Consider the following 18,714-nt stretch of genomic DNA (forward strand, 5'->3'; position numbering starts at 1 on the left):
TTTCATAACGACTGTTATCGTAACGTCCGTTATGTTAATGGTGGATACCAGACATCAGGTACCCGCGACATATTCAAAGGAAGGAATCTCATGTCGAATACATTGAAAGGAAAGGTCGCCCTGGTGACCGGCGGTTCCCGGGGCCTTGGCGCTGCGACCGCGGAAGCGCTTGCCGCCCACGGAGCAGACGTTGCCATCAGCTACGCCGCTTCGGCGGATAAGGCAGAAGCTGTGGTGGAGAAGCTGAGGGGGAAGGGCGTACGCGCGATTTCGGTAAAGAGCGACCAAGCTGACCTTGCTTCCGCGAAGCCGCTGATCGACAGGGTGCTCGCCGAGTTTGGCAGACTCGATATCCTCGTAAACAATGCCGGCATTGCGATCCAGGGACAGACGGTGGACGATCCGGAGCTTGACGGAGAGAAATACAACCGTCAGTGGCAGGTCAATGTTCTGGGGACGATTGCCAACACGCGTGCCGCAGCGCCCAAACTGGCCGACGGTGGCCGGATCATCTTCATCGGCTCTCTGCTCGGCTCTTATGTACTCTTCCCGGGGGTCGCCGATTATGCCGGAACGAAGTGGGCGCTGGCCGGATACGCCAAGGGCATCGCGCGCGACCTCGGGCCTCGCAATATCACGGTAAACGTGGTCCAGCCGGGGATCATGCCGACGGACATGGCTGCCGACGTCGCCGGCGAGCTTCCGAACCGTGACGCTATCCTTGATATGCATCCGATCCGTCGCATTGCAACCCTCGAAGAGGTGGCGGAAACCGTCTGCTTCCTCGCCGGTCCCCATGCGGGCTACATCAACGGCGAGGCGATCAATATCGCCGGCGGACTTGGAATCTAACATCGAAAACCAATGCTCCGGCGCATGAGCCCCGGAGCAGATGCATATGGTCCCGAGCTTGCAAATCAGCTCGGGACTACCCTTCCGGCAGGCATGCTCCATCTCCAGTCGGAAGGTACGGTCCCTTGCCATTCCTCAGATGACGGAAGGCAATAATGCCTGCTTCATCCGCCGATATGTTTCTGGCCGCGCTTCTTGGCGAGCGCGATCTGGTGCTGCCGTTGCCGGTAGCGATCACGGTCTTCGTCCGTACGGCTGTCGTAGCAATGCGAGCAGGAGACGCCCTCCTCGTAATGGGGCGAGGTGATCTCCTCGGCGGTGATCGGGTTGCGGCAGGCATGGCAGAGCTTGTGATTGCCTTCCTTCAGCCCATGCTCAACGGAGACGCGCTCGTCGAAGACGAAGCAGGCGCCTTCCCAGAGACTTTCCTCCGCGGGTACGTCCTCCAGATATTTCAGGATGCCGCCCTTCAGGTGATAGACCTCGTCGAAGCCCTGTTCCTTCATGAAGGCCGTCGCCTTTTCGCAGCGGATGCCGCCGGTGCAGTACATGGCGATCTTCGGCTTGTTGTGCAGGCCTGCGTTGTTCTTCACCCAGTCGGGAAATTCGCGGAACGTCTTCGTCTTCGGATCGATTGCGCCCTTGAAGATGCCGATCGCCGTCTCGTAGTCGTTGCGGGTGTCGATGACGATCGTATCCGGGTCGGAAATCAGCGCATTCCAGTCCTTCGGCTGCACATAGGTGCCGACGATCCGGTTGGGGTCGATATCCTCGACGCCCATCGTGACGATTTCCTTTTTCGGCCGCACCTTCATGCGCAGGAAGGGCATTTTCGAGGCGCGGCTTTCCTTGTGCTCCAGCTTTTCAAATTCCGGCTGCGCACGGAGAAAGGCGAGCAGGCGCCGAATGGCGTCGTCGGAGCCGGCAACGGTGCCGTTGATTCCTTCGCGGGCAAGAAGCAGCGTCCCCTTGATGCCGTTCTCGTCGCAGAAGGCCTGCAGCGGGTCGCGGAAACTCTCAAAGCGGTCGAAACGCGCGAAATGATAAAGCGCGGCTACGAGAAAGGCGCCGGATGTCTCCGGGCGCGATATAGCGAGATTGTCTGTCATGGCGCTGAAATACAGCTTTGCGCCTAGCCGCGCAACGCGGTTTCTTTCCCGGCCCTGCCATTGGCTTTCGCCCTGCGGCTTTTGGTCTTTCGCGGTGAGGTCGCCGCTTTTCCCCAGAGAAGGCGGATCAGGCCGCTTTCGGTCTCCGCACCATCGGCAAAGACCTCGTGTGCCTTTTCGATCGCTTCATGACGCAAGGCCTGCTGGCGGGCGATGATGGCGCCGAGAACGAGCGCCAGCGTCTCGCTGTCGCCGAAAAGCTCGGGACTTTCATTGACCAGCCCGGTCAGGACCGAAAGATCGTGCTCGTGGCCCAGCAGATCGACGAGTTCCTTTGCCTGCATCTGTTTGGCGAGCATTGCCGAAGGCCAGATCTCGCCGAGCAGCGACAGGTGCATCCAGTAGGTCTGCCCGCTTTTGCGCAGCTCATGATAGACTTCGGCGTCGGCATGTTCCTCGCAGGCGGCAAGTGCGGCAAGCGCCCTCAACCGCTGTCTCCTCCAGGCCGCCGCAAGGCGTTTTGCCGTCTTGCGGGGGTCGTCGTCGAGGTCGAGTTCTCCAAGTGCGGCAATGGCCTGCCTGCAGGTCGCGATCGCTGCTGCCATCTTGGCGGGGAGGTCGTGTTCTTCGGAAGCGATCCGATCACGCCGTTCCGTCAGCGCATTCGAGGCCACCGTCAGCGCGGCGAGTTCTTCCGCCGAGGTCGCATGTTCTGCGAGGTAATTGACCGTCTCCACCAGCGCGGTCGCGTCGCGGACTGCCGAGAGCGTGTGAGCCATGTCGCGGATCCGGGCGTTTTCCCGCCGGCGAAATTCAGGTTGGTCGCGCTGGATCAACCGGTAGAGGGCACGCACCCGCTTGAAACGTTTGCGAGCATCGTGCACCGCCTCGTGCGGGCCGTCCGGCTGTTCTTCCAGCAGTTGGATCGCGCGGGCAAGCTGGCTTTCTGCCACCGCGCAAAACTCGGCGGTGAAGCGTTTAGCGGGCTTCAGACGATAGGGCATCGGACAGCTCTGCGCTCAGATCTTCGGTCGCCATGACCAGGTTGGAATAGCGACGGTCACCCGTAACCTCTTTTCCGATCCAGTCCGGCAGTTCCGGCTGGGCGCTCTCGTCCTCCATCTCGACCTCGGCCACTACGAGCCCCTTATAGGCTCCGTCGTAGACATCCACTTCCCAGACGTAGCCTGCGTGTTTGACCTCGTGTCTGGTCTTCTCCAGGACCACGCCGATCGCGGTTTTCGCCATTTCCTCGGCATCGGTAAGCGGGATCTCGTATTCGAACTCGTCGCGGGCGATCAGGCTCGTGCCGATCTTGATGGTGAGCTTGGCGCGCTTGCCGTCCATTATGCGGATACGTACCGAGCGATCGTCGCCGGAGGCGATATAGGCCTGCAGGAAATCGGAAGACGACGAGACTTCGGAACGCCATCCGTCGCCTTTCACCAGAAACTTGCGTTCGATTTCCTTGGCCATAGGCGCCTGACTTGGTTTGGAACCTTCTGCAACCCTAGTGCAAAGTCGTGTTTTGGCAAACCCGCATGGGCACTATGCGGCATTTTTTCTCGACAATGACAGGCTTGGGCGTTATCTCCCACCACAAGATTTCAATCGTTTTAGCGGAGATGATCGCCATGGCCGGCCAGACCGAAAGCAAGACACAAAAGCTGCTTTCCATCCTGAAACTGCAGCCGGTGGTACCGGTGCTGATCGTCGACGATGCGAAGTCTGCGGTCGGGCTTGCCCGGGCGCTCGTCGCCGGCGGCCTCAGAGCGATCGAGATCACCCTGCGCACACCGGCCGCCCTCGATGCGGTCAAGGCGGTCGCCGCCGAGGTGGAAGGCGCCAATGTCGGCGCCGGCACCATCCTTAATGCCCGCGACTGGGATGCCGCCGTGAAGGCGGGCTCTACCTTCATCGTCTCGCCCGGTGTCACGCCCGGCGTGCTTTCCGCTGCCCAGGATTCTCCAGTTCCGCTCTTGCCGGGTGCAGCGACCGCCAGCGAAGTGATGACGTTGCGCGAGAAGGGTTACGACGTCCTGAAATTTTTCCCCGCGGAACAGGCCGGCGGCGCCGCTTACCTGAAGGCGTTGTCTTCGCCGCTCGCCGGCACCCTCTTCTGCCCGACCGGCGGCATTTCGCTGAAAAATGCCAATGACTACCTCTCGCTGCCGAATGTCGTCTGCGTCGGCGGCTCGTGGGTCGCGCCGAAGGAGCTCGTCGCGGCCGCCGATTGGGCCGGCATCACCAAGCTCGCTGCCGAAGCGGCGGCGCTGAAGGCTTAAGGCTTGCCGCTGAAGGTGAAATTTCCGTCATCTTCTTTGTATCCGGCACGATGCTTCCTATCTCCTGACCATATTCCATCAACGGGAGATGACGATGTTCGACGCAAAAAAGCTTCTCGATCAATTTCTGGGGTCGCAGATACCCGGCATGTCGGGAAGCGTGAGAGACAGGGCAGGGCAGGCGACCCAGCTTGCGAAGAACAATCCGATGGCCACCGGCGCGATCGTTGCCGCACTCCTCGGCACGAAGACCGGCCGCAACCTCGCCGGCAATGTCGCGACCGTCGGCGGCATCGCGGCGATCGCCGGTCTCGGTTATCTCGCCTATAAGAACTACAAGTCCGGCCAGTCGCCGCAGACTGCTCCGCAGCCCGCGCCACAGACGGAAACCCCGCTTTTGCCGCCGCCGGCCGATTCTCCGTTCAGCCCGCAGTCGCCGCAGCTCAGCAATGATTTCGCGCTGACCCTGGTGCGCGCCATGATCGCCGCTGCCAAGGCGGACGGGCATATCGATGCGGCGGAGCGGGCCAATATCATGGACAAGGTGCATGCGGTGGATCTCGGTTCCGAGGCCGAAGCCTTCATCGCGCAGGAGCTCGCCAATCCGGTCGACATGGACGATCTGATCGCCGCCGCCCGCACCGAGGAGCAGAAGGTCGAACTCTATACCGCCACCCGGGTGACGATCGATCCCGATACCCGCGCCGAACGCGGCTATCTCGATCTGCTTGCCGGCCGCCTCGGCCTGCCGGATGCGCTGATCGATCATATCGACGCGACCGTCTCGGCGGCCAAGGTCAAGGTCTGAGCGAGCCTCCCTCACGCCTCACGCGGCTCCCGCATCCATGCCGGCCTGCCGTCGAAAGTGTTCGACGGCGAAGTCGACGAAGGCCCGCACGCGGGCGGAGACCATTCGTCCCTCCGCATGGACGATATGGATCGGCACCGGTTCGCGCTCGTATTGCGCAAGCACGATCCTGAGGCGCCCTGCTTCGATTTCAGGTGCGACCTGGTAGGACTGGAACCGGGACAAGCCGAAGCCCGCCACGGCAGCGGCGATCGCCGCGTCGTTGGTGTTGCAGATGAGCCTGGAGCTTACCGGCACGCGCATGCCGCTGTCCTTGCCGAAGAGCCATTCCGAGTGCCCGAACAGCCCGTCGCGCCCGATGATCGCGTGGCTCGCCAGATCTTCCGGCTTCTCCGGCTCGCCATGCCGGCTGAAATAGTCCGGCGAGCCGCAGAGCACTTGCCTGATCGAGCCGATGCGGCGGGCGATCAGCCCGGAGGCTGGCAGGGTGGCTATGCGGATGGCCACGTCCAGGCCCTCTTCCACGAGATTGGTGACCCGGTCCACGAAAACGGTCTTCACCTGCATGGCGGGATAACGGTCCAGGAAATCCAGGATCACCGGCAGCACATGGATGCGGCCGAAAAGTGCAGGCGCGGTGACGGTGAGCAAGCCGGCCGGCTGCGTAAAACTGCCCGCGGCATTGGCTTCCGCTTCCGCGACCTCCGACAGGATACGGCGGCAATCTGCGACATAACCTTCGCCCGCCGCCGTCAGCTTCAACGAACGGGTCGTGCGGACGAGAAGACGCGTGCCGATCAAATCTTCAAGCCCGGCGACAGCCCGCGTCACCGAAGGAGGGCTCATATGCAGGAGCTTGGCAGCCGGGGCAAAACCGCCGCTATCCACAACCTGCACGAACACCCGCATCGCCTGCCACCGGTCCATGCTGCCTCCGCCGTAATTATTTCAGTTTTCGGAATGGTTCAGTTTGCGATTTCTATCTTACTATCATCAGGATTAACAATCATCATGACGGCGTCATTGCAATCAGGAGGCTGACATGAAGCTCTATCACCATCCGCTATCGGGCCACGCGCATCGCGCCCGGCTCTTTCTGTCGCTGCTCGGCATCGATCACGAACTGGTCTTCGTGGATCTTTCGAAAGGGGAGCACAAGCAGGCCGACTTCCTCAAGCTGAACCCATTCGGCCAGGTTCCGGTGCTCGACGACGACGGCACGATCGTCTGCGATTCCAATGCGATCCTCATCTATCTCGCAAAGAAGGCCGGACGGAGCGACTGGCTTCCCGAGGACGCCAAGGGTGCCGCCGAGGTTCAACGGTGGCTGTCGGTCGCTGCTGGCCAGATCGCCCATGGACCGGCTCAGGCGCGGCTCATCAACGTTTTCAAGGCGCCTTACCGCGCCGAAGAGGTCATTCCCCGCTCGCATGCCATCCTGGCGCTCATCGATGCCGCTCTCGACGGCCGACGCTGGATCGCCTCCGAAGCTCCGACGATCGCCGACGTCGCTCTCTACAGCTACGTGGCGCGGGCGCCGGAAGGAGACGTGGATCTTGCCGACTATTCGAACATCCGCGCCTGGCTCAGCCGAGTCGAGGCTCTTCCGGGCTTTGTCGATTTCCAGAAGACGCCGGTCGGCCTTGCAGCCTGAGGAGTAAGTCATGGATAGCCCGATCCTGCCTCCATCGCCATGGCATCCCGGCGAAATTGCTCTCCAGGCGCGGTACGGCGTGGACGCGCGGATGGACGAGATCGGGCGCCGTGTGGTGCGCGACCACCTGATCGATCAGCATCGGGAGTTCTATCCACTGCTGCCGATGGTGGTCCTGGGAGCCGTGGATCCGGGCGGTGATGTCTGGGCGACCCTTCGGGCCGGCCTGCCAGGGTTTCTCCAGGCGCCGGATTCCGAGAGGCTTTCGGTTGAGCTGGAAAGGGAGTTTGCCGATCCAGCGGAGACCGGAATGGATGATGGCGCGTCTCTCGCGCTTCTTGGCATCGATCTCGGCACCCGGCGCCGCAACCGGCTGAACGGCACATTGCACCGACATACTGGCGGCTTCGATCTTTCTGTACAGCAGAGTTTCGGCAATTGCCCGAAATACATCCAGCTTCGGCAGGTCAGGTTCGTGCGAGAACCGGAAAAGCCTTCCGCTGTGCCCCCGCGAGAAAGCTCCACGTTCGAAGGAGCCGCACTGGCCCTGGTGCGGCAGGCCGACACATTTTTCGTCGCGACCTATGCCGACCTTCCGGGCGGGCGTCAGGTCGACGTCTCCCATCGCGGCGGCCGGTCGGGCTTCGTGCATGTGGGCGACGACGGCTGGCTGACGATACCCGATTTCGTCGGCAATCGCTTCTTCAACACGCTCGGCAATATCGCGATCAATCCGCGTGCAGGGCTTGTCTTTGTGGACTTTTCCACGGGCAATCTGCTGCAGATGACCGGCGATGCGGAGCTGCTTTTCGATCATCCGGAAGGCCGTCCGCTTGAAGGTGCCGAACGCTATTGGCGGTTCCGCCCGCGCAGGGTCGTCTGGCGGGCCGACGCCCTGCCCATCCGCTACGAGCTGGAGGAATGGTCGCCCTTTGCATTGGCGACCGGCAGCTGGCAGGGTGAGGACACGGCGGTCCAGTCAGAGGCGTAAAGTCCGTGCCGGTCTCCGATCGGGGTGTGGCGGTGGTTCACGCCTTCAGGAATGCCAGACGGTCGTCCGTGCGTCCTGGAGCGATTTCCAGGATATCGGCAGTCACGACGCCCTCTTTGACGAACGGGTCTGCCTTAACGCGCGCCTCCAGTTCGGCGCGCGAGAGGTTGTGGGCCAGGACCACGCCGCCGATTCCCGGCAGAACGCTGCCCGTCAGCAAAAAGATGCCGTCTTCGAATCCCTGTTTGATCCAGGCATTGTGGGCCTCCATGAATTGCGGGGCCTGGGACTTGTTGGTGGAAAATCGGAGCGTGACGACGAACATGGGACAGGCCCTCCTTCAGGCCGGATGTCAGGAAGCGGTTGGAAACGGGTTGATCAGCAAGGCTGCTGGCTCTGCAGCCACTGGCACATGTCATCCACCTCCCGGCGGATGAAGGCTTCGTCTCGAAATGCGGTGGCGAGCGCCGCAACGCCTTGGCTGCGCATCAGGAGATGCATGGCGAGCGCATCGGCATAGGCACCCCGACCCATGGCTTCGAACTGACGCGCCAACCAGTCGCGGAACAGCGTGAAGAGCTTGCTTGCATCGGTTTGCGCAACGTGATCGAGCTTGGCGAGTTCATTGCAGAGAGTGCCGACTGGGCAGCCATAGGCCATGATCTTCGTCTGGTTCGTGATGAGGATATGGATGAAGCTCCGGATGCGCTCGGCAGGGGTGGGGCTCTCGGCTTCCCAGGCGTCGAGCATCGCTGCAGTATTTGAAAGCCGCCTGGCAATCACTGCATCCAGAATCTCGTCCTTGCTCTTGAAGTGATAATAGAAGTTTCCGCGCGAAAGCTGCACCGCCTCCGCTATGTGGGCAAAGGACGTGGCCTCGAAACCATGCTCGTAGAAGAGCTGGTCTGCGGCCTCCACGATATGCTGCCGGGTGTTTGCAGCGTTCATCCTCGTCTTCTTCCTCTGCCGGTTCCAATTCTAGGTCAATTGTCCTACAAACTGATTAGGACGATTGACCTAGGTCAGTCAAGAGACGTTGAACGATCCAAAGGGAAATTTATCCGGCTGCTCTGTGGCGGCCTATCGGAGGCGCCCGTTGCCTTTCCCGATGCGCTGGCCTAAGCCTCTGTTCGTCAAGACAGAGGCCTTCCATGCGCGATCTCAAGAATTACAAAGTGGGTGCACCCGCGCCCGTTACCCTGAAGGGCCGGTTCGTCACCCTGGAGCCCTATGAAAGGGAAAAGCACCTGCAGGGGCTTTGGGGCGCACTCGGCGGCGCGGAGGGCATCAACAACCTCCTGAAGTATTTTCCCAATGAGGATTACGCCACAGCCGACGACCTTGATCGCTGGCTGCAGTCGGTCCGTCAGGCGGGCGGCTATGTCACGCTGATCGCCCGCGAGAACGCCACCGGCGAGATTGTTGGCATGGCGAGCTACATGCGCCCGGACCCGAAGAATGGCGTGGTGGAAGTCGGTTCCGTCGCCCACGGCCTCGCGATGAAGCGGTCGCCCATGTCGACCGAGCTGCATTACCTGATGGCGAAGCACGTCTTCGACGATCTCGGATACCGCCGCTACGAGTGGAAGTGCCACAATGAAAACGAGGCGAGCAAGGTGACGGCGCGCCGCTACGGCTTCACCTTCGAGGGCGTCTTCCGCCAGCACGTCATCTCTAGGGGCGCCAACCGCGATACCGCCTGGTTTTCGATGATCGACAGCGAATGGCCGGTCATCAAGGCCGCTTTCGAAGCCTGGCTTGCGCCGGAGAATTTCGATGCGGACGGCAAGCAGAAACGCAAGCTCGAAGATATCCGCACCGAGATTGCAGAGGGAACTGCCGCATGACTCCCGAGAGCCGTTCCCAGGCGATTGCCGCCGCTGTCATCCTGCTTTGCGTCGGACTGGTGATCTATTTCCTGCCGACACTGGTGCTCTGGATCGGCAATTATTCGCCCGTGCTCGGCTTCGTCGTCGGCGCGGCGCTGCTCCTCTGTTTCTTCCTGATCTTCTGGCTGAGGGCTCGTTTCCAGCGGCGGAAATAGTCAGGCGCCGGCTCTCATGAGCCGCGGCAGTGCGGACGCAAGGGCGTCGACGGCGAGCCGGACCTTCAACGGCAGATACGGCGTCTGCAGCCAAAGGGCGTGGCAATCGTAGAGAAACGGCGGCTGATCCGGAAGGAGCCTGATCAGCGCGCCGGTCTCGATCCGCCCGCGCACAAGCCAGTACGGCACCCACGCCAGGCCCATGCCCATCACGGCGGCATCGGCGATCGCATCGAGATCGTCCAGCCGGATGCGGTTGGGCGGAGTCACTTCCAGCGGCGGCAGCCCTTCTTTTGGAAACAGCCAGGGCGGAACCGGTCCAGACCGCCGGTAGACTACCGCGCGATGGCTCGCGAGTTCCTCAGCGGTATCCGGCCGGCCGTGGTTTTCAAGATAGGCCGGTGAGGCGCAGACGACCATGGGTTGGCGGGCAACACGGCGGGCGATGACGCCGGCGCGGCTTTCCAGTTCGCCGGTACGGATCGCCAGGTCATAGCCGTCATCGGCAAGATCGACGAAACGGTCTCCAAAGGAGAGATCCAGCTCCAGTGCCGGATATTGCCGTGCAAAGTCCATCAGCACGGGAAGGACGCAATGCCGCCCGAAATGGACGGGCACGGCCACCCTCAGCCGGCCGCGCGGCTCCGACTGGTGATCGACTGCCAATGCGTCGGCGGCCTCCGCTTCTGCGAGAATCATCCGGCAGCGGTCGTAATAGGCGCGGCCGAGATCGGTAAGGCTCTGGCGGCGCGTCGTCCGGTTGAGAAGGCGGGCGCCCAGCCGCTGCTCAAGAAACTGCACATGCTTGCCGACCATGGGAGCGGAAAGATCAAGCGCCCCTGCGGCCGCCGCGAAGGAGCCCAGATCGACGACCTTGACGAATACGGCCATGCTGCTCAATCGATCCATATTCGAAAGCTCTGGTTATTTCTGTCTCGCCAAAACTGGCATTTATCGCGGATTTGACGGATGTCATAGCTCATTCAACTCAATAATTTCGGAGTTGTATCAATGGCACGCGTCGTTCGCTTCCATGAGCATGGTGGTCCCGAGGTTCTGCGCATCGAGACTATCGATGCTCAGCCACCTGGAGAGGGTGAAGTACGCATTCGCGTCAAGGCGCTCGGCCTCAACCGTGCCGAGGCCCTGTTGCGGGCCGGAACCTATATCGAAACGCCCAGCCTGCCTTCGGGCCTCGGGCTTGAGGCGGCCGGCATTGTCGACATGGTCGGGGAGGGCGTCAAAGAATTTGCGCCGGGCGACGCCGTCAGCATCGTGCCACCCATCTCGATGATCCGCTGGCCGGCTTATGGCGACGAGGTCACCTTTCCAGCCCGTCTTCTGGTCAGGCATCCGCCCTCACTGAGCTTCGAGGCCGCAGCCGCCCTCTGGATGTCGTATCTCACCGCCTACGGCGCCCTGATCGAGATCGCAAAGGTTGCGAAAGGCGATTTCGTCGCCATTAGCGCGGCTTCGAGCAGTGTCGGGCTTGCCGCGATCCAGATCGCCAATCTTGTCGGCGCGACTCCCATCGCCATCACGAGAACGTCGGCCAAGAAGGAGGCACTGCTGCAGGCAGGCGCCACCCATGTTGTGGCTTCGGCGGAAGAGGATCTGGAGGCTCGTCTAAAGCAGATCAGTGGAGCGGAAGGCGTCAGGGTGGTGCTGGATGCGGTCGGCGGCCCGATCTTCGAGCCGCTGACGGCCGCCATGTCGCGCGGTGGGCTTCTTCTGGAATATGGAGGGCTGAGTGCGGAACCGACGCCCTTTCCGCTTTTCACAGTGCTTGTCAAGAGCCTGACGCTGCGCGGTTATCTCGTCCACGAGATCACCGGGAACCCTGTTCGGCTGGAAGCGGCCAAGGCGTTTATCCTTGCAGGACTGGAAAAAGGCTTGCTCAGACCGGTCATTGCCAGAACCTTTCCGTTCGAGGAGATCGTCGAGGCGCACCGCTTTCTTGAATCAAACCAGCAGTTCGGCAAGATCGTCGTAACGATCTGACTTAGGCCTGCAGCGACGCCCCGAGCAGGGAGAGGCCCACCAAAAGCACGAAAAGCGCGCCGCCGATTTCGATTGCATGGCCGATGCGCCGTCCTGTTCGTGAACCGGGGCCGGCGATCCGAAGCGCGAGGTCTTTGGCGCCCACCGCTATGCTTGCCAGGATCGTCACGGTGATTGCGGTGCCGATCGACATGGCCAGCACCGAAAGCACGCCGCCGAGATAAAGGCTGTTCAGAAGCGCAAAGCTCATCACCAGGATGGCACCGGAACAGGGGCGCAGGCCGACGGCAATGATCGCCGACCAGGCTTCCCGCAGGCTGAAGTCCCTTCCTTCCAGCGTTGCAGGGTCCGGCATATGGCTGACGCCGCAGGTCTCGCAATAGTCGCCCTGGCCCTGATATTCGTGATCCTGTACCTCGACCGCCCGGAAATTGAGACCTGTCGAACCGCGGCCACCGAGGGCGGCGGAGGCGGCCGGTGCGGCCATCGGAAGGCTCACCACGCGCATGCGGAGCGCGTGTATCTTCCTGAAAAGCAGCCAGGCGCCGAAAAGCGCCACCAGCGCGAAACTTGCGATCTCCATGGCCTGGGTCGCCTGCGTCATGGAGATGCCGCTGCCGCGCAGCAGCACGAAGGCTGTTCCGACCAGCAGGATCGCCACCGCGCCCTGGAGAAGGGAGGAAACGAAGGAGATGACGATGCCGCGTTTCAGCGCGATCTCGTTGGCGATCATGTAGGAGGAGATCACTGCCTTGCCGTGCCCGGGGCCGGCCGCATGGAAGACGCCGTAGGCGAAGGAAAGGCCGATCAAGCCGGAAAGCGCCCAGGGGTCCTCCCGCATCGCTCTCAGCGCGCCCGTCAACGCCCGGTAGAACGCCTGCTGATGCGTGTTGATCCAGGCGAGGAAGGGACCGAAAGGTCCGCCGACCGAGAAGGCGGGTTCGGCCGATCCGACGCCGAGCGGCGATTGGGCATGCGCGGCGCCGGCAATCACCAGCGCCGCAAGAACGGTCAGCGCCAGAGTGCGGCGGATTGTCAGCATGTCATTTCCAGTCTGGTGGCGAACAATTTCGACATGTCGGTGCCGGTCGGATCGCTGAAGAAGGCGTCAGTCAGCGAAGCGCTGTTTTGCGAAAGCACTTCGTCTGGATCCGGACGCACCACTTTGTGCTGGCAATGTGTGAAACCGGACCCCTTCGCCACCAGGTCGCCATCGGTCGGAAAATCGATCGAGGTGTACATGGAAGGATCATAGATGCCGAAGGCGAGCTTGCCTTTCAGCGGGACGGGCTTTTCCGGCTTGATCGCGAAGATGACGAGAATCTGGCTGCCTTCGAGCGATACATGGATCGCGTCCGGCTGCTGAACGCCGACATTCGCCCCATCCATCGTGATGGTCGTGAAATAATGGTAATCGGAAAGCGACTTGCGCATCACCTCGCCGAGTTCGGCAAGCTCGTCCTCGTCCAGCTTCAGATTGGTGTTCTTGTCGAAATCGAGCAGGACGCTGGAGGAGAACACCTCGTCGAAGCGCCAGACATTGTGCAGTTCACCGAGATTGCCGTCATTGCCTGCAACGACTTCCAGCCTGGCTTCGGCAAAGATATGCGGATGGGCAAGTGCTGGAAGCGGTGAGCAGATTGCCGCAAGCGTTACAATTGTTGCAATATTATAACGCATAATCCGTCTGATTCTCCCCGTTCGCCAGTGCCTGCTTTGCCTCGTAAATGAGACGGAATTTCGACTCGGGCTGACTGAGCCTATCGGCTCAATGTTGCCTGCGGAACCAGGCGGAGAGGAAATCGACGAAGCTCCTGACCTTGGCCGGCAGGTAGCGACGATGCGGGTAGACGGCATAGATGCCGCGATCCCTGGCAATGTAGTCGTCGAAGAGGGTAACGAGTTCGCCCGACTGGATCGATGCATTGGCGATGAAATCCGGGATGATCGCCACGCCGATGCCGGCGCGGGCGGCCCTGAGCGTCGCCTGCGGGCTGTTGACCTCTATCGGACCGCTGACGGCGACCGAAATGGTGGAGCCTTCGGCATTCGTGAAGCGCACATTGTTGTGCCAGCGCGAATTGGTATCGATGATGAAGGGAACCCGGTTGAGGTCCTGCGGGTGTTCCAGAGGCCCGTATTGGGCAACGAAATCCGCCGTCGCCACGGTATAGACCCGGAAGTCGGACAGCTTCTTGGCAATCAGGCCGGAATCTTCCAATTTGGTGATTCGGATGGCGAGATCGAAATTCTCCTCGATCAGATCGACGAACCGGTCTTCCGCGACGATTTCCAGAGACACGTCCGGATGCGTCTTGGCGAAATCGATGAGCGACTGGCCGACCTCGGCATCGACGAATGTGCGCGGCACGGAAACCCTCAGCCGTCCCTTGAGATCGGCGTTGTTTTCGCGCACCAGATCGGCAAGGTTGTCGATCTCCTTCAGGATGTCGGCGGCGGTGCGATAATAAGTGTGTCCGGCCTCGGTCATCGAGAACTGGCGGGTGGTGCGGTTGAGCAGCAGCGCGCCCAGGTCGTCTTCCAATTCGCGCACATATTTCGACAGCAGCGCCTTCGACCGGCCGGTCCGTCGTGCGGCGGCTGAAAACCCTTCCGCTTCAACCACATCGATGAAGGCCCGCATGCGTGTCAGAGTATCCAAATGTCGCCCCCTTGCTTGGTGAAGTCCTAGGTGGGATGCCGTCGGCGATTGTGCAATGCGAATTTTCGATGACGGCCAAAAAATCTCTTGATTATGACGGCGAATATTCTTATCTCCCGGCTTGCCCAAAGTCGCACGTGCCTGTGGGTGTCCGCCGACCCTCGATTAGGTGAGGTCATCGGTAAGGTACCTGGAACTAACCCCTCCAGTCGCTATTCCGGCCAACCGGGAAATGCGAGGACATCTTGAAGCAACGACGGTGCGGGCCTTTCTGGTCTCTGCAGGCTTTCCATCAGCCTGCAATACTGAAGAGGCACACCATCATTGCCGGAAGTGCGGTAGGGACAACCCTCCAATCCAAGGCAGACAAAGCCGGATCATTGCTCGTGGCAGGGCGTTGATCCACATATCGCGCGTTTGAGCGTGTTCACGGTACCGGTGTCTCCACCAACTGGGCCGAACGCATTCTCATCCGTCCTTTGTCCTCCGGTTCGTGAGCCGGAGCCTGAAGATTTGAAGGGACTGACCGATGACCACTGCTCGTATCCTCGACTTCATCAAGAGCCGACGTCCGGAAGGGCCGTGCCTTGTTGTCGATCTCGATGTCGTGCGCGACAATTTCACCGCCTTCCGTCATGCCCTGCCGGACAGCGCGATCTATTACGCGGTCAAGGCCAATCCGGAGCCGGCAATCCTGAAGCTTCTTGCTTCGATGGGCTCCAACTTCGATTGCGCTTCGGTCGCCGAAATCCAGATGGCGCTCGACGCCGGCGCTTCGGCTGACCGGATCTCCTTCGGCAACACGATCAAGAAGGAGCGCGACATCGCTCGTGCGTTTGCGCTCGGCGTCGACCTCTATGCCGTCGACAGCCATGAGGAAGTCGAGAAGATCTCCCGCGCCGCACCGGGTGCGAAGGTGTTCTGCCGCGTGCTGACGGACGGCGAGGGCGCCGAATGGCCGCTGTCGCGCAAGTTCGGCTGCGTGCCGCAGATGGCTGTCGACGTTCTTGTCTACGCTCACCAGCTGGGCCTGGAATCCTACGGCGTGTCCTTCCATGTCGGTTCGCAGATGACCAAGGTCGATGCATGGGATTCGGCTCTTGCCGATGCCAAGCGCGTCTTCGGCTCGCTCGCCAAGCAGGGCATCGTCCTGCAGATGGTCAACATGGGCGGCGGTTTCCCGACCAAGTACCTGCGCGACGTGCCGTCTGCCGAAGCCTATGGCCAGGCGATCTTCGCTTCGCTTCGCAAGCATTTCGGCAATAACCTGCCGAAGACGATCATCGAGCCGGGCCGCGGCATGGTCGGCAACGCAGGCGTCATCAAGGCGGAAGTCGTGCTGGTGTCGAAGAAGTCGGACAACGACAATCACCGATGGGTCTTCCTGGACATCGGCAAATTCGGCGGTCTTGCCGAAACGATGGACGAGGCGATCCGCTACCCGATCCGCACTGAGCGTGATCAGGACGAGATGGAGCCCTGCGTGCTTGCCGGCCCGACCTGCGACTCGGCCGACGTGATGTACGAGAAGAACATGTATCCGCTGCCGGTCTCTCTGACGATCGGCGACGAGGTTCTGATCGAAGGCACCGGCGCCTATACGACGACCTATTCGGCCGTCGCCTTCAACGGCTTCGAGCCGCTCAAGGCCTACGTCATCTAAGACGTTCGTTTCCGCCGGCCCCGTAACCAGTCGGGGCGGCACATTCACAATGATCCTCCGATGCCGTCTGAAACGGTTTTGAGTTCGGGAGGCCAAGATGGCCACTGTTCTTGATTCTGTCCGCGCCCTTTTTGCGCCGAACACCACTTTCATCATCGACGCCGAAACACCGGCCGACGGGGTGGCTCGCGAAAACCTGCTCGATCGCGCCATGGGCCCGGATCGCAGGCTGAAGTCGTCTGAAAAGATCCGCCGCGGCCGCGTGCCGGCGGAGGGTCTTGCGCTCGTCGCCCGCGATACGGACGGTCATGTGACAGGCACCGTGCGTCTCTGGAATGTCGAAGCCGGCATCTCGCCCGACGGTACTCCGATCGAAGCGCTGCTGCTCGGCCCGCTGGCGGTCGATTCCGCTCATGAGGGGAAGGGGATTGGCGGCGCATTGATGCGTGCGGCGATCACCGAGGCCCATAAGCGCGGCCACGGTGCCGTCCTGCTCGTGGGCGATGCGGCCTATTATGAACGGTTCGGCTTCTTTGCCGACAAGACCCGGCATCTGGTCATGCCCGGCCCCTTCGAGCGCTCTCGTTTCCTGGCGCTGGAACTGAAGGCCGGCTGGCTGGAAGGCGCCGCAGGCATGATCGTGCCTAACGGGCGCAAGCTGGCCTGATACGCCGGCCCTCCGGGGGGTGTCAGAAACGTTTTTCGTTTTCCAGGGCGAGCCGTTCGAGCGCGGCGGAGTCGGGCTCGTATCGGCCGCCGACCTTGTTCCAGCGATAGGTGGCGCCGATGGTCCGGTCACGCCTGGCGACAGCCTTTTCCGTACACCGCTCTTTGATCGGTTCGTCGTGCAGCAGGACGTCGACACGGACGGCGGCCATCGGCATCGTGGCTTCCTTCTTCACCGAGATATGCGGCTCCTGAGTGCGGCGCAGACCACAGAGCGTTTCGGAGAACGTCATGACATCATCGATGATCTGCAGACGGTCCGGCTGGGCCAGCACCAGCGTCAGGTCCCGGTAGGACTGCTGCGAGTTCCAGTGGCCGTTGCTCACCACGATCAGCTGCGACTGCGGGCCGAGCGGCTGCAGGGCCGCGTCTGGAAAACCGGTGTCGCGATCGAGCCCGACATTCAGAACGTCGCGTAGTTTCGGTAGCAATCCGGGGCTGCCATCGAAGGAATAGAGGACGAGAAGGGCAGGGGCGGCAGGATCACCGCCTGAGCCCCCGAAATCGAAAAGGACAGCGATGTTCGGATGGGCGGCGGAGGCAAGGTCGATGACCTCCACGTTCTCGATCGTCAGGCCGTCCGGCCAATCGATATCCAGATCGAGTTTTTGCGCGGTCGTCTCGTCCAGCGTGAAGCCTTGCCAGCCGGCACCCTCCGTCTTGGCGAGGTCGGGGACGATCCGCTTGGCGAGATCGAGATAAGTCGCCGACAGGCCGGGCAGAGGCGCGTCGAGCTCCACCCGCTCCGGCCCGCCGGCGGCCACGCCGGCAACCGGTTTGAGAAGAAACAGAAGCGGGATGAGAAAACGGAAAGGTATGTGCATGGGGCGGCTTCGACGGGCAAGTGCGGCAAGCCTATGCCGAATCGGTCGGAACTGCAAAGCAGTCCGCAGCAATGAAGGCTGTACCGCCGCGGCAGCATATGCAGTCTCAGGCCGCTCACCCGCCGGAAAGCGATATTCCCTGCGACATATTTACCACTCCTATCCCCAGGGCGGTGAGGGTTGATCCTGATCAATCCGACTCTTCGATGAAGGCCGTAGACCGGTCTGCGCAAAGAGATTCTGATCCCAGGAGAGACGAAATGAACAGGAATGGCGCACGGCATCTGAGATGGCTGGCGGGCACAAGTGCGGCTTTTTTCGCATTCGGGGCAGCGGCCGCGGATTTGACGCCGGCTCCCGTTGCCCCGGCGGCGGAGGAAGTTGTGACTGGGCAAAGCCCGTGGCAGATCCGCGTACGCGGTTTGGGCGTCATCACTGAGGATGAGGGTTCCGTGAACGGTGTTCCTGGCTCGGATCTTTCCTATTCTGACTCGGTGATCCCGGAACTGGATATCACCTACTTCTTCACCGACAATATCGCCGCCGAACTCATTCTCGGCACGACCTATGCCAATATCAAGGAAGACGGTGCCGTCGGCGTCCCGGTCGGTCGCGCCTGGCTCCTGCCGCCGACACTGACGCTGCAGTACCACTTCACCGATTTCGGCGCCTTCAAGCCCTATGTCGGTGCGGGCGTCAACTATTCGCTGTTCTACAACCAGTCGGAAAAGGCCGGTTTCCATAACCTCGACGTAGAGAACAACTTCGGCGCAGCACTGCAGGTCGGTTTCGACTACATGATCGACCAGCATTGGGGCGTGAACTTCGACGTGAAGAAGATCTTCCTGGAAACCGACTGGAAGGCCGATCATGACGTTCTCGGTCCGCTCTCCGGCAAGGCCAAGATCAATCCCTGGCTGATCGGGGCGGGGGTGACCTACCGGTTCTAAGAACGACAATAACGGTAGGCGGAACGGCGCGGCTCATAACCGCGCCGTTCTTGTTGTGCGCCCAGCATGGGCGCATTCTTGTGGGTGGAAGTCCCACCGTAAGCTGGTCATGGCGAGCGAAGTGAAGCGCAACTGCGGAAGGGCG

General features: G+C 61.5%; 22 protein-coding genes. 11 read left to right on the forward strand and 11 right to left on the reverse strand.

The genetic code is table 11. The annotated features are described in order from the left end of the window. The first annotated feature begins 90 nt into the window (after positions 1-90). Positions 91-852 carry an SDR family oxidoreductase gene (locus EDE05_RS24945; RefSeq protein ID WP_105374235.1) on the forward strand — a complete coding sequence of 254 codons (762 nt, stop codon included), beginning with the start codon at positions 91-93 and terminating at the stop codon, positions 850-852. Between the two features lie 164 nt (positions 853-1,016). On the opposite strand, the gene EDE05_RS24950 is transcribed toward EDE05_RS24945, so the two are convergent. From EDE05_RS24950 to EDE05_RS24960, 3 genes are read right to left on the reverse strand one after another with little or no spacing between them, the layout of a single operon-like run. Beyond that, entirely contained in the window at positions 1,017-1,961 is a 945-nt protein-coding gene (locus tag EDE05_RS24950) for a rhodanese-related sulfurtransferase (protein ID WP_105374234.1), read from the reverse strand. Positions 1,962-1,984: 23 nt separating this feature from the next. Further along, entirely contained in the window at positions 1,985-2,965 is a 981-nt protein-coding gene (locus tag EDE05_RS24955) for a CHAD domain-containing protein (RefSeq protein ID WP_105374233.1), read from the reverse strand. Continuing rightward, a complete protein-coding gene (locus tag EDE05_RS24960) occupies positions 2,940-3,437 on the reverse strand; it encodes a CYTH domain-containing protein (RefSeq protein ID WP_105374232.1) in 498 nt (165 codons plus the stop codon). Before EDE05_RS24960 ends, EDE05_RS24955 begins: the two co-directional genes overlap by 26 nt. Positions 3,438-3,595: 158 nt before the next feature. Between EDE05_RS24960 and EDE05_RS24965 the strand changes: the two genes are divergently transcribed. Together EDE05_RS24965 and EDE05_RS24970 are read left to right on the forward strand one after the other, a co-directional pair. After that, positions 3,596-4,246, forward strand: a complete 651-nt coding sequence (locus tag EDE05_RS24965; RefSeq protein ID WP_105374245.1) for a 2-dehydro-3-deoxy-phosphogluconate aldolase — start codon at positions 3,596-3,598, stop codon at positions 4,244-4,246. A 94-nt stretch (positions 4,247-4,340) separates the two neighbouring features. Then, the gene (locus tag EDE05_RS24970; RefSeq protein ID WP_105374231.1) at positions 4,341-5,054 is read left to right on the forward strand and encodes a tellurite resistance TerB family protein; all 714 of its coding nucleotides are present in this window, start codon (positions 4,341-4,343) and stop codon (positions 5,052-5,054) included. Between the two features lie 18 nt (positions 5,055-5,072). On the opposite strand, the gene EDE05_RS24975 is transcribed toward EDE05_RS24970, so the two are convergent. Continuing rightward, positions 5,073-5,981 carry a LysR family transcriptional regulator gene (locus EDE05_RS24975; protein WP_105374230.1) on the reverse strand — a complete coding sequence of 303 codons (909 nt, stop codon included), beginning with the start codon at positions 5,979-5,981 and terminating at the stop codon, positions 5,073-5,075. A 115-nt stretch (positions 5,982-6,096) separates the two neighbouring features. On the opposite strand from EDE05_RS24975, the gene EDE05_RS24980 reads away from it, so the two are divergent. Beyond that, positions 6,097-6,708: a glutathione S-transferase gene (locus EDE05_RS24980; protein ID WP_105374229.1), complete on the forward strand. Its 612-nt coding sequence runs from the start codon at positions 6,097-6,099 to the stop codon at positions 6,706-6,708. 10 nt (positions 6,709-6,718) lie between these two features. Continuing rightward, complete coding sequence (locus EDE05_RS24985; RefSeq protein WP_105374228.1) at positions 6,719-7,699, forward strand: pyridoxamine 5'-phosphate oxidase family protein; 981 nt, start codon at positions 6,719-6,721, stop codon at positions 7,697-7,699. 37 nt (positions 7,700-7,736) lie between these two features. On the opposite strand, the gene EDE05_RS24990 is transcribed toward EDE05_RS24985, so the two are convergent. After that, on the reverse strand, positions 7,737-8,024 hold the full coding sequence (locus EDE05_RS24990) for a YciI family protein (RefSeq protein ID WP_105374227.1): 288 nt from the start codon (positions 8,022-8,024) through the stop codon (positions 7,737-7,739). A gap of 53 nt (positions 8,025-8,077) precedes the next feature. Further along, positions 8,078-8,647: a TetR/AcrR family transcriptional regulator gene (locus EDE05_RS24995; RefSeq protein ID WP_105374226.1), complete on the reverse strand. Its 570-nt coding sequence runs from the start codon at positions 8,645-8,647 to the stop codon at positions 8,078-8,080. Between the two features lie 203 nt (positions 8,648-8,850). Here EDE05_RS24995 and EDE05_RS25000 point away from each other — a divergent pair, with 203 nt between their 5' ends. Both EDE05_RS25000 and EDE05_RS25005 read left to right on the forward strand, forming a co-directional pair. Beyond that, positions 8,851-9,546 (forward strand): GNAT family protein, encoded by a 696-nt coding sequence (locus EDE05_RS25000; protein ID WP_105374225.1) that lies wholly within the window; start codon positions 8,851-8,853, stop codon positions 9,544-9,546. Next, positions 9,543-9,743: a hypothetical protein gene (locus tag EDE05_RS25005; RefSeq protein WP_105374224.1), complete on the forward strand. Its 201-nt coding sequence runs from the start codon at positions 9,543-9,545 to the stop codon at positions 9,741-9,743. Before EDE05_RS25000 ends, EDE05_RS25005 begins: the two co-directional genes overlap by 4 nt. On the opposite strand, the gene EDE05_RS25010 is transcribed toward EDE05_RS25005, so the two are convergent. Next, positions 9,744-10,652 carry a LysR family transcriptional regulator gene (locus EDE05_RS25010; RefSeq protein WP_105374223.1) on the reverse strand — a complete coding sequence of 303 codons (909 nt, stop codon included), beginning with the start codon at positions 10,650-10,652 and terminating at the stop codon, positions 9,744-9,746. It abuts the gene before it with no gap. 102 nt (positions 10,653-10,754) lie between these two features. On the opposite strand from EDE05_RS25010, the gene EDE05_RS25015 reads away from it, so the two are divergent. Further along, a complete protein-coding gene (locus EDE05_RS25015; RefSeq protein ID WP_105374222.1) occupies positions 10,755-11,744 on the forward strand; it encodes a zinc-dependent alcohol dehydrogenase family protein in 990 nt (329 codons plus the stop codon). Position 11,745: 1 nt separating this feature from the next. Here the strand turns inward: EDE05_RS25015 and EDE05_RS25020 are convergent, their stop codons facing one another. From EDE05_RS25020 to EDE05_RS25030, 3 genes are all read right to left on the reverse strand, one after another. Beyond that, complete coding sequence (locus EDE05_RS25020) at positions 11,746-12,786, reverse strand: nickel/cobalt transporter (RefSeq protein ID WP_105374221.1); 1,041 nt, start codon at positions 12,784-12,786, stop codon at positions 11,746-11,748. Further along, a complete protein-coding gene (locus tag EDE05_RS25025; protein WP_105374220.1) occupies positions 12,780-13,424 on the reverse strand; it encodes a DUF1007 family protein in 645 nt (214 codons plus the stop codon). The genes EDE05_RS25020 and EDE05_RS25025 overlap by 7 nt, the downstream gene beginning before the upstream one ends. An 88-nt stretch (positions 13,425-13,512) precedes the next feature. Then, positions 13,513-14,406, reverse strand: a complete 894-nt coding sequence (locus tag EDE05_RS25030) for a LysR family transcriptional regulator (protein ID WP_105374219.1) — start codon at positions 14,404-14,406, stop codon at positions 13,513-13,515. Positions 14,407-14,935: 529 nt separating this feature from the next. Here EDE05_RS25030 and odc2 point away from each other — a divergent pair. Both odc2 and EDE05_RS25040 read left to right on the forward strand, forming a co-directional pair. Beyond that, a complete protein-coding gene (odc2, locus tag EDE05_RS25035; protein WP_105374218.1) occupies positions 14,936-16,069 on the forward strand; it encodes an ornithine/lysine decarboxylase in 1,134 nt (377 codons plus the stop codon). A gap of 97 nt (positions 16,070-16,166) precedes the next feature. Then, positions 16,167-16,736, forward strand: a complete 570-nt coding sequence (locus EDE05_RS25040; protein ID WP_134103133.1) for an N-acetyltransferase — start codon at positions 16,167-16,169, stop codon at positions 16,734-16,736. 22 nt (positions 16,737-16,758) lie between these two features. Here EDE05_RS25040 and EDE05_RS25045 read toward each other — a convergent pair whose 3' ends face one another. Next, the gene (locus tag EDE05_RS25045; protein WP_105374216.1) at positions 16,759-17,619 is read right to left on the reverse strand and encodes a hypothetical protein; all 861 of its coding nucleotides are present in this window, start codon (positions 17,617-17,619) and stop codon (positions 16,759-16,761) included. Positions 17,620-17,879: 260 nt separating this feature from the next. Between EDE05_RS25045 and EDE05_RS25050 the strand changes: the two genes are divergently transcribed. Continuing rightward, complete coding sequence (locus EDE05_RS25050) at positions 17,880-18,569, forward strand: OmpW family protein (RefSeq protein WP_105374215.1); 690 nt, start codon at positions 17,880-17,882, stop codon at positions 18,567-18,569. The last annotated feature ends 145 nt before the right edge of the window (positions 18,570-18,714 follow it).

This window comes from Neorhizobium sp. R1-B (assembly GCF_004368875.1).
In the GTDB taxonomy this organism is placed as follows: Bacteria; Pseudomonadota; Alphaproteobacteria; order Rhizobiales; family Rhizobiaceae; genus Neorhizobium; species Neorhizobium huautlense.

What these genes read in the sequence shown, in the direction of transcription:
- EDE05_RS24975 (WP_105374230.1), bottom strand. Translation starts at nt 5,981, where the DNA reads ATGGACCGGTGGCAGGCGATGCGGGTGTTCGTGCAGGTTGTGGATAGC.
- EDE05_RS24970 (WP_105374231.1), top strand. Translation starts at nt 4,341, where the DNA reads ATGTTCGACGCAAAAAAGCTTCTCGATCAATTTCTGGGGTCGCAGATA.
- EDE05_RS24945 (WP_105374235.1), top strand. Translation starts at nt 91, where the DNA reads ATGTCGAATACATTGAAAGGAAAGGTCGCCCTGGTGACCGGCGGTTCC.
- EDE05_RS25015 (WP_105374222.1), top strand. Translation starts at nt 10,755, where the DNA reads ATGGCACGCGTCGTTCGCTTCCATGAGCATGGTGGTCCCGAGGTTCTG.
- EDE05_RS25010 (WP_105374223.1), bottom strand. Translation starts at nt 10,652, where the DNA reads ATGGATCGATTGAGCAGCATGGCCGTATTCGTCAAGGTCGTCGATCTG.
- EDE05_RS25045 (WP_105374216.1), bottom strand. Translation starts at nt 17,619, where the DNA reads ATGCACATACCTTTCCGTTTTCTCATCCCGCTTCTGTTTCTTCTCAAA.
- EDE05_RS25025 (WP_105374220.1), bottom strand. Translation starts at nt 13,424, where the DNA reads ATGCGTTATAATATTGCAACAATTGTAACGCTTGCGGCAATCTGCTCA.
- EDE05_RS24990 (WP_105374227.1), bottom strand. Translation starts at nt 8,024, where the DNA reads ATGTTCGTCGTCACGCTCCGATTTTCCACCAACAAGTCCCAGGCCCCG.
- EDE05_RS25020 (WP_105374221.1), bottom strand. Translation starts at nt 12,786, where the DNA reads ATGCTGACAATCCGCCGCACTCTGGCGCTGACCGTTCTTGCGGCGCTG.
- EDE05_RS25050 (WP_105374215.1), top strand. Translation starts at nt 17,880, where the DNA reads ATGAACAGGAATGGCGCACGGCATCTGAGATGGCTGGCGGGCACAAGT.
- EDE05_RS24955 (WP_105374233.1), bottom strand. Translation starts at nt 2,965, where the DNA reads ATGCCCTATCGTCTGAAGCCCGCTAAACGCTTCACCGCCGAGTTTTGC.
- EDE05_RS24950 (WP_105374234.1), bottom strand. Translation starts at nt 1,961, where the DNA reads ATGACAGACAATCTCGCTATATCGCGCCCGGAGACATCCGGCGCCTTT.
- EDE05_RS25005 (WP_105374224.1), top strand. Translation starts at nt 9,543, where the DNA reads ATGACTCCCGAGAGCCGTTCCCAGGCGATTGCCGCCGCTGTCATCCTG.
- EDE05_RS24985 (WP_105374228.1), top strand. Translation starts at nt 6,719, where the DNA reads ATGGATAGCCCGATCCTGCCTCCATCGCCATGGCATCCCGGCGAAATT.
- EDE05_RS24965 (WP_105374245.1), top strand. Translation starts at nt 3,596, where the DNA reads ATGGCCGGCCAGACCGAAAGCAAGACACAAAAGCTGCTTTCCATCCTG.
- EDE05_RS24960 (WP_105374232.1), bottom strand. Translation starts at nt 3,437, where the DNA reads ATGGCCAAGGAAATCGAACGCAAGTTTCTGGTGAAAGGCGACGGATGG.
- EDE05_RS25040 (WP_134103133.1), top strand. Translation starts at nt 16,167, where the DNA reads ATGGCCACTGTTCTTGATTCTGTCCGCGCCCTTTTTGCGCCGAACACC.
- EDE05_RS24995 (WP_105374226.1), bottom strand. Translation starts at nt 8,647, where the DNA reads ATGAACGCTGCAAACACCCGGCAGCATATCGTGGAGGCCGCAGACCAG.
- EDE05_RS24980 (WP_105374229.1), top strand. Translation starts at nt 6,097, where the DNA reads ATGAAGCTCTATCACCATCCGCTATCGGGCCACGCGCATCGCGCCCGG.
- odc2 (WP_105374218.1), top strand. Translation starts at nt 14,936, where the DNA reads ATGACCACTGCTCGTATCCTCGACTTCATCAAGAGCCGACGTCCGGAA.
- EDE05_RS25000 (WP_105374225.1), top strand. Translation starts at nt 8,851, where the DNA reads ATGCGCGATCTCAAGAATTACAAAGTGGGTGCACCCGCGCCCGTTACC.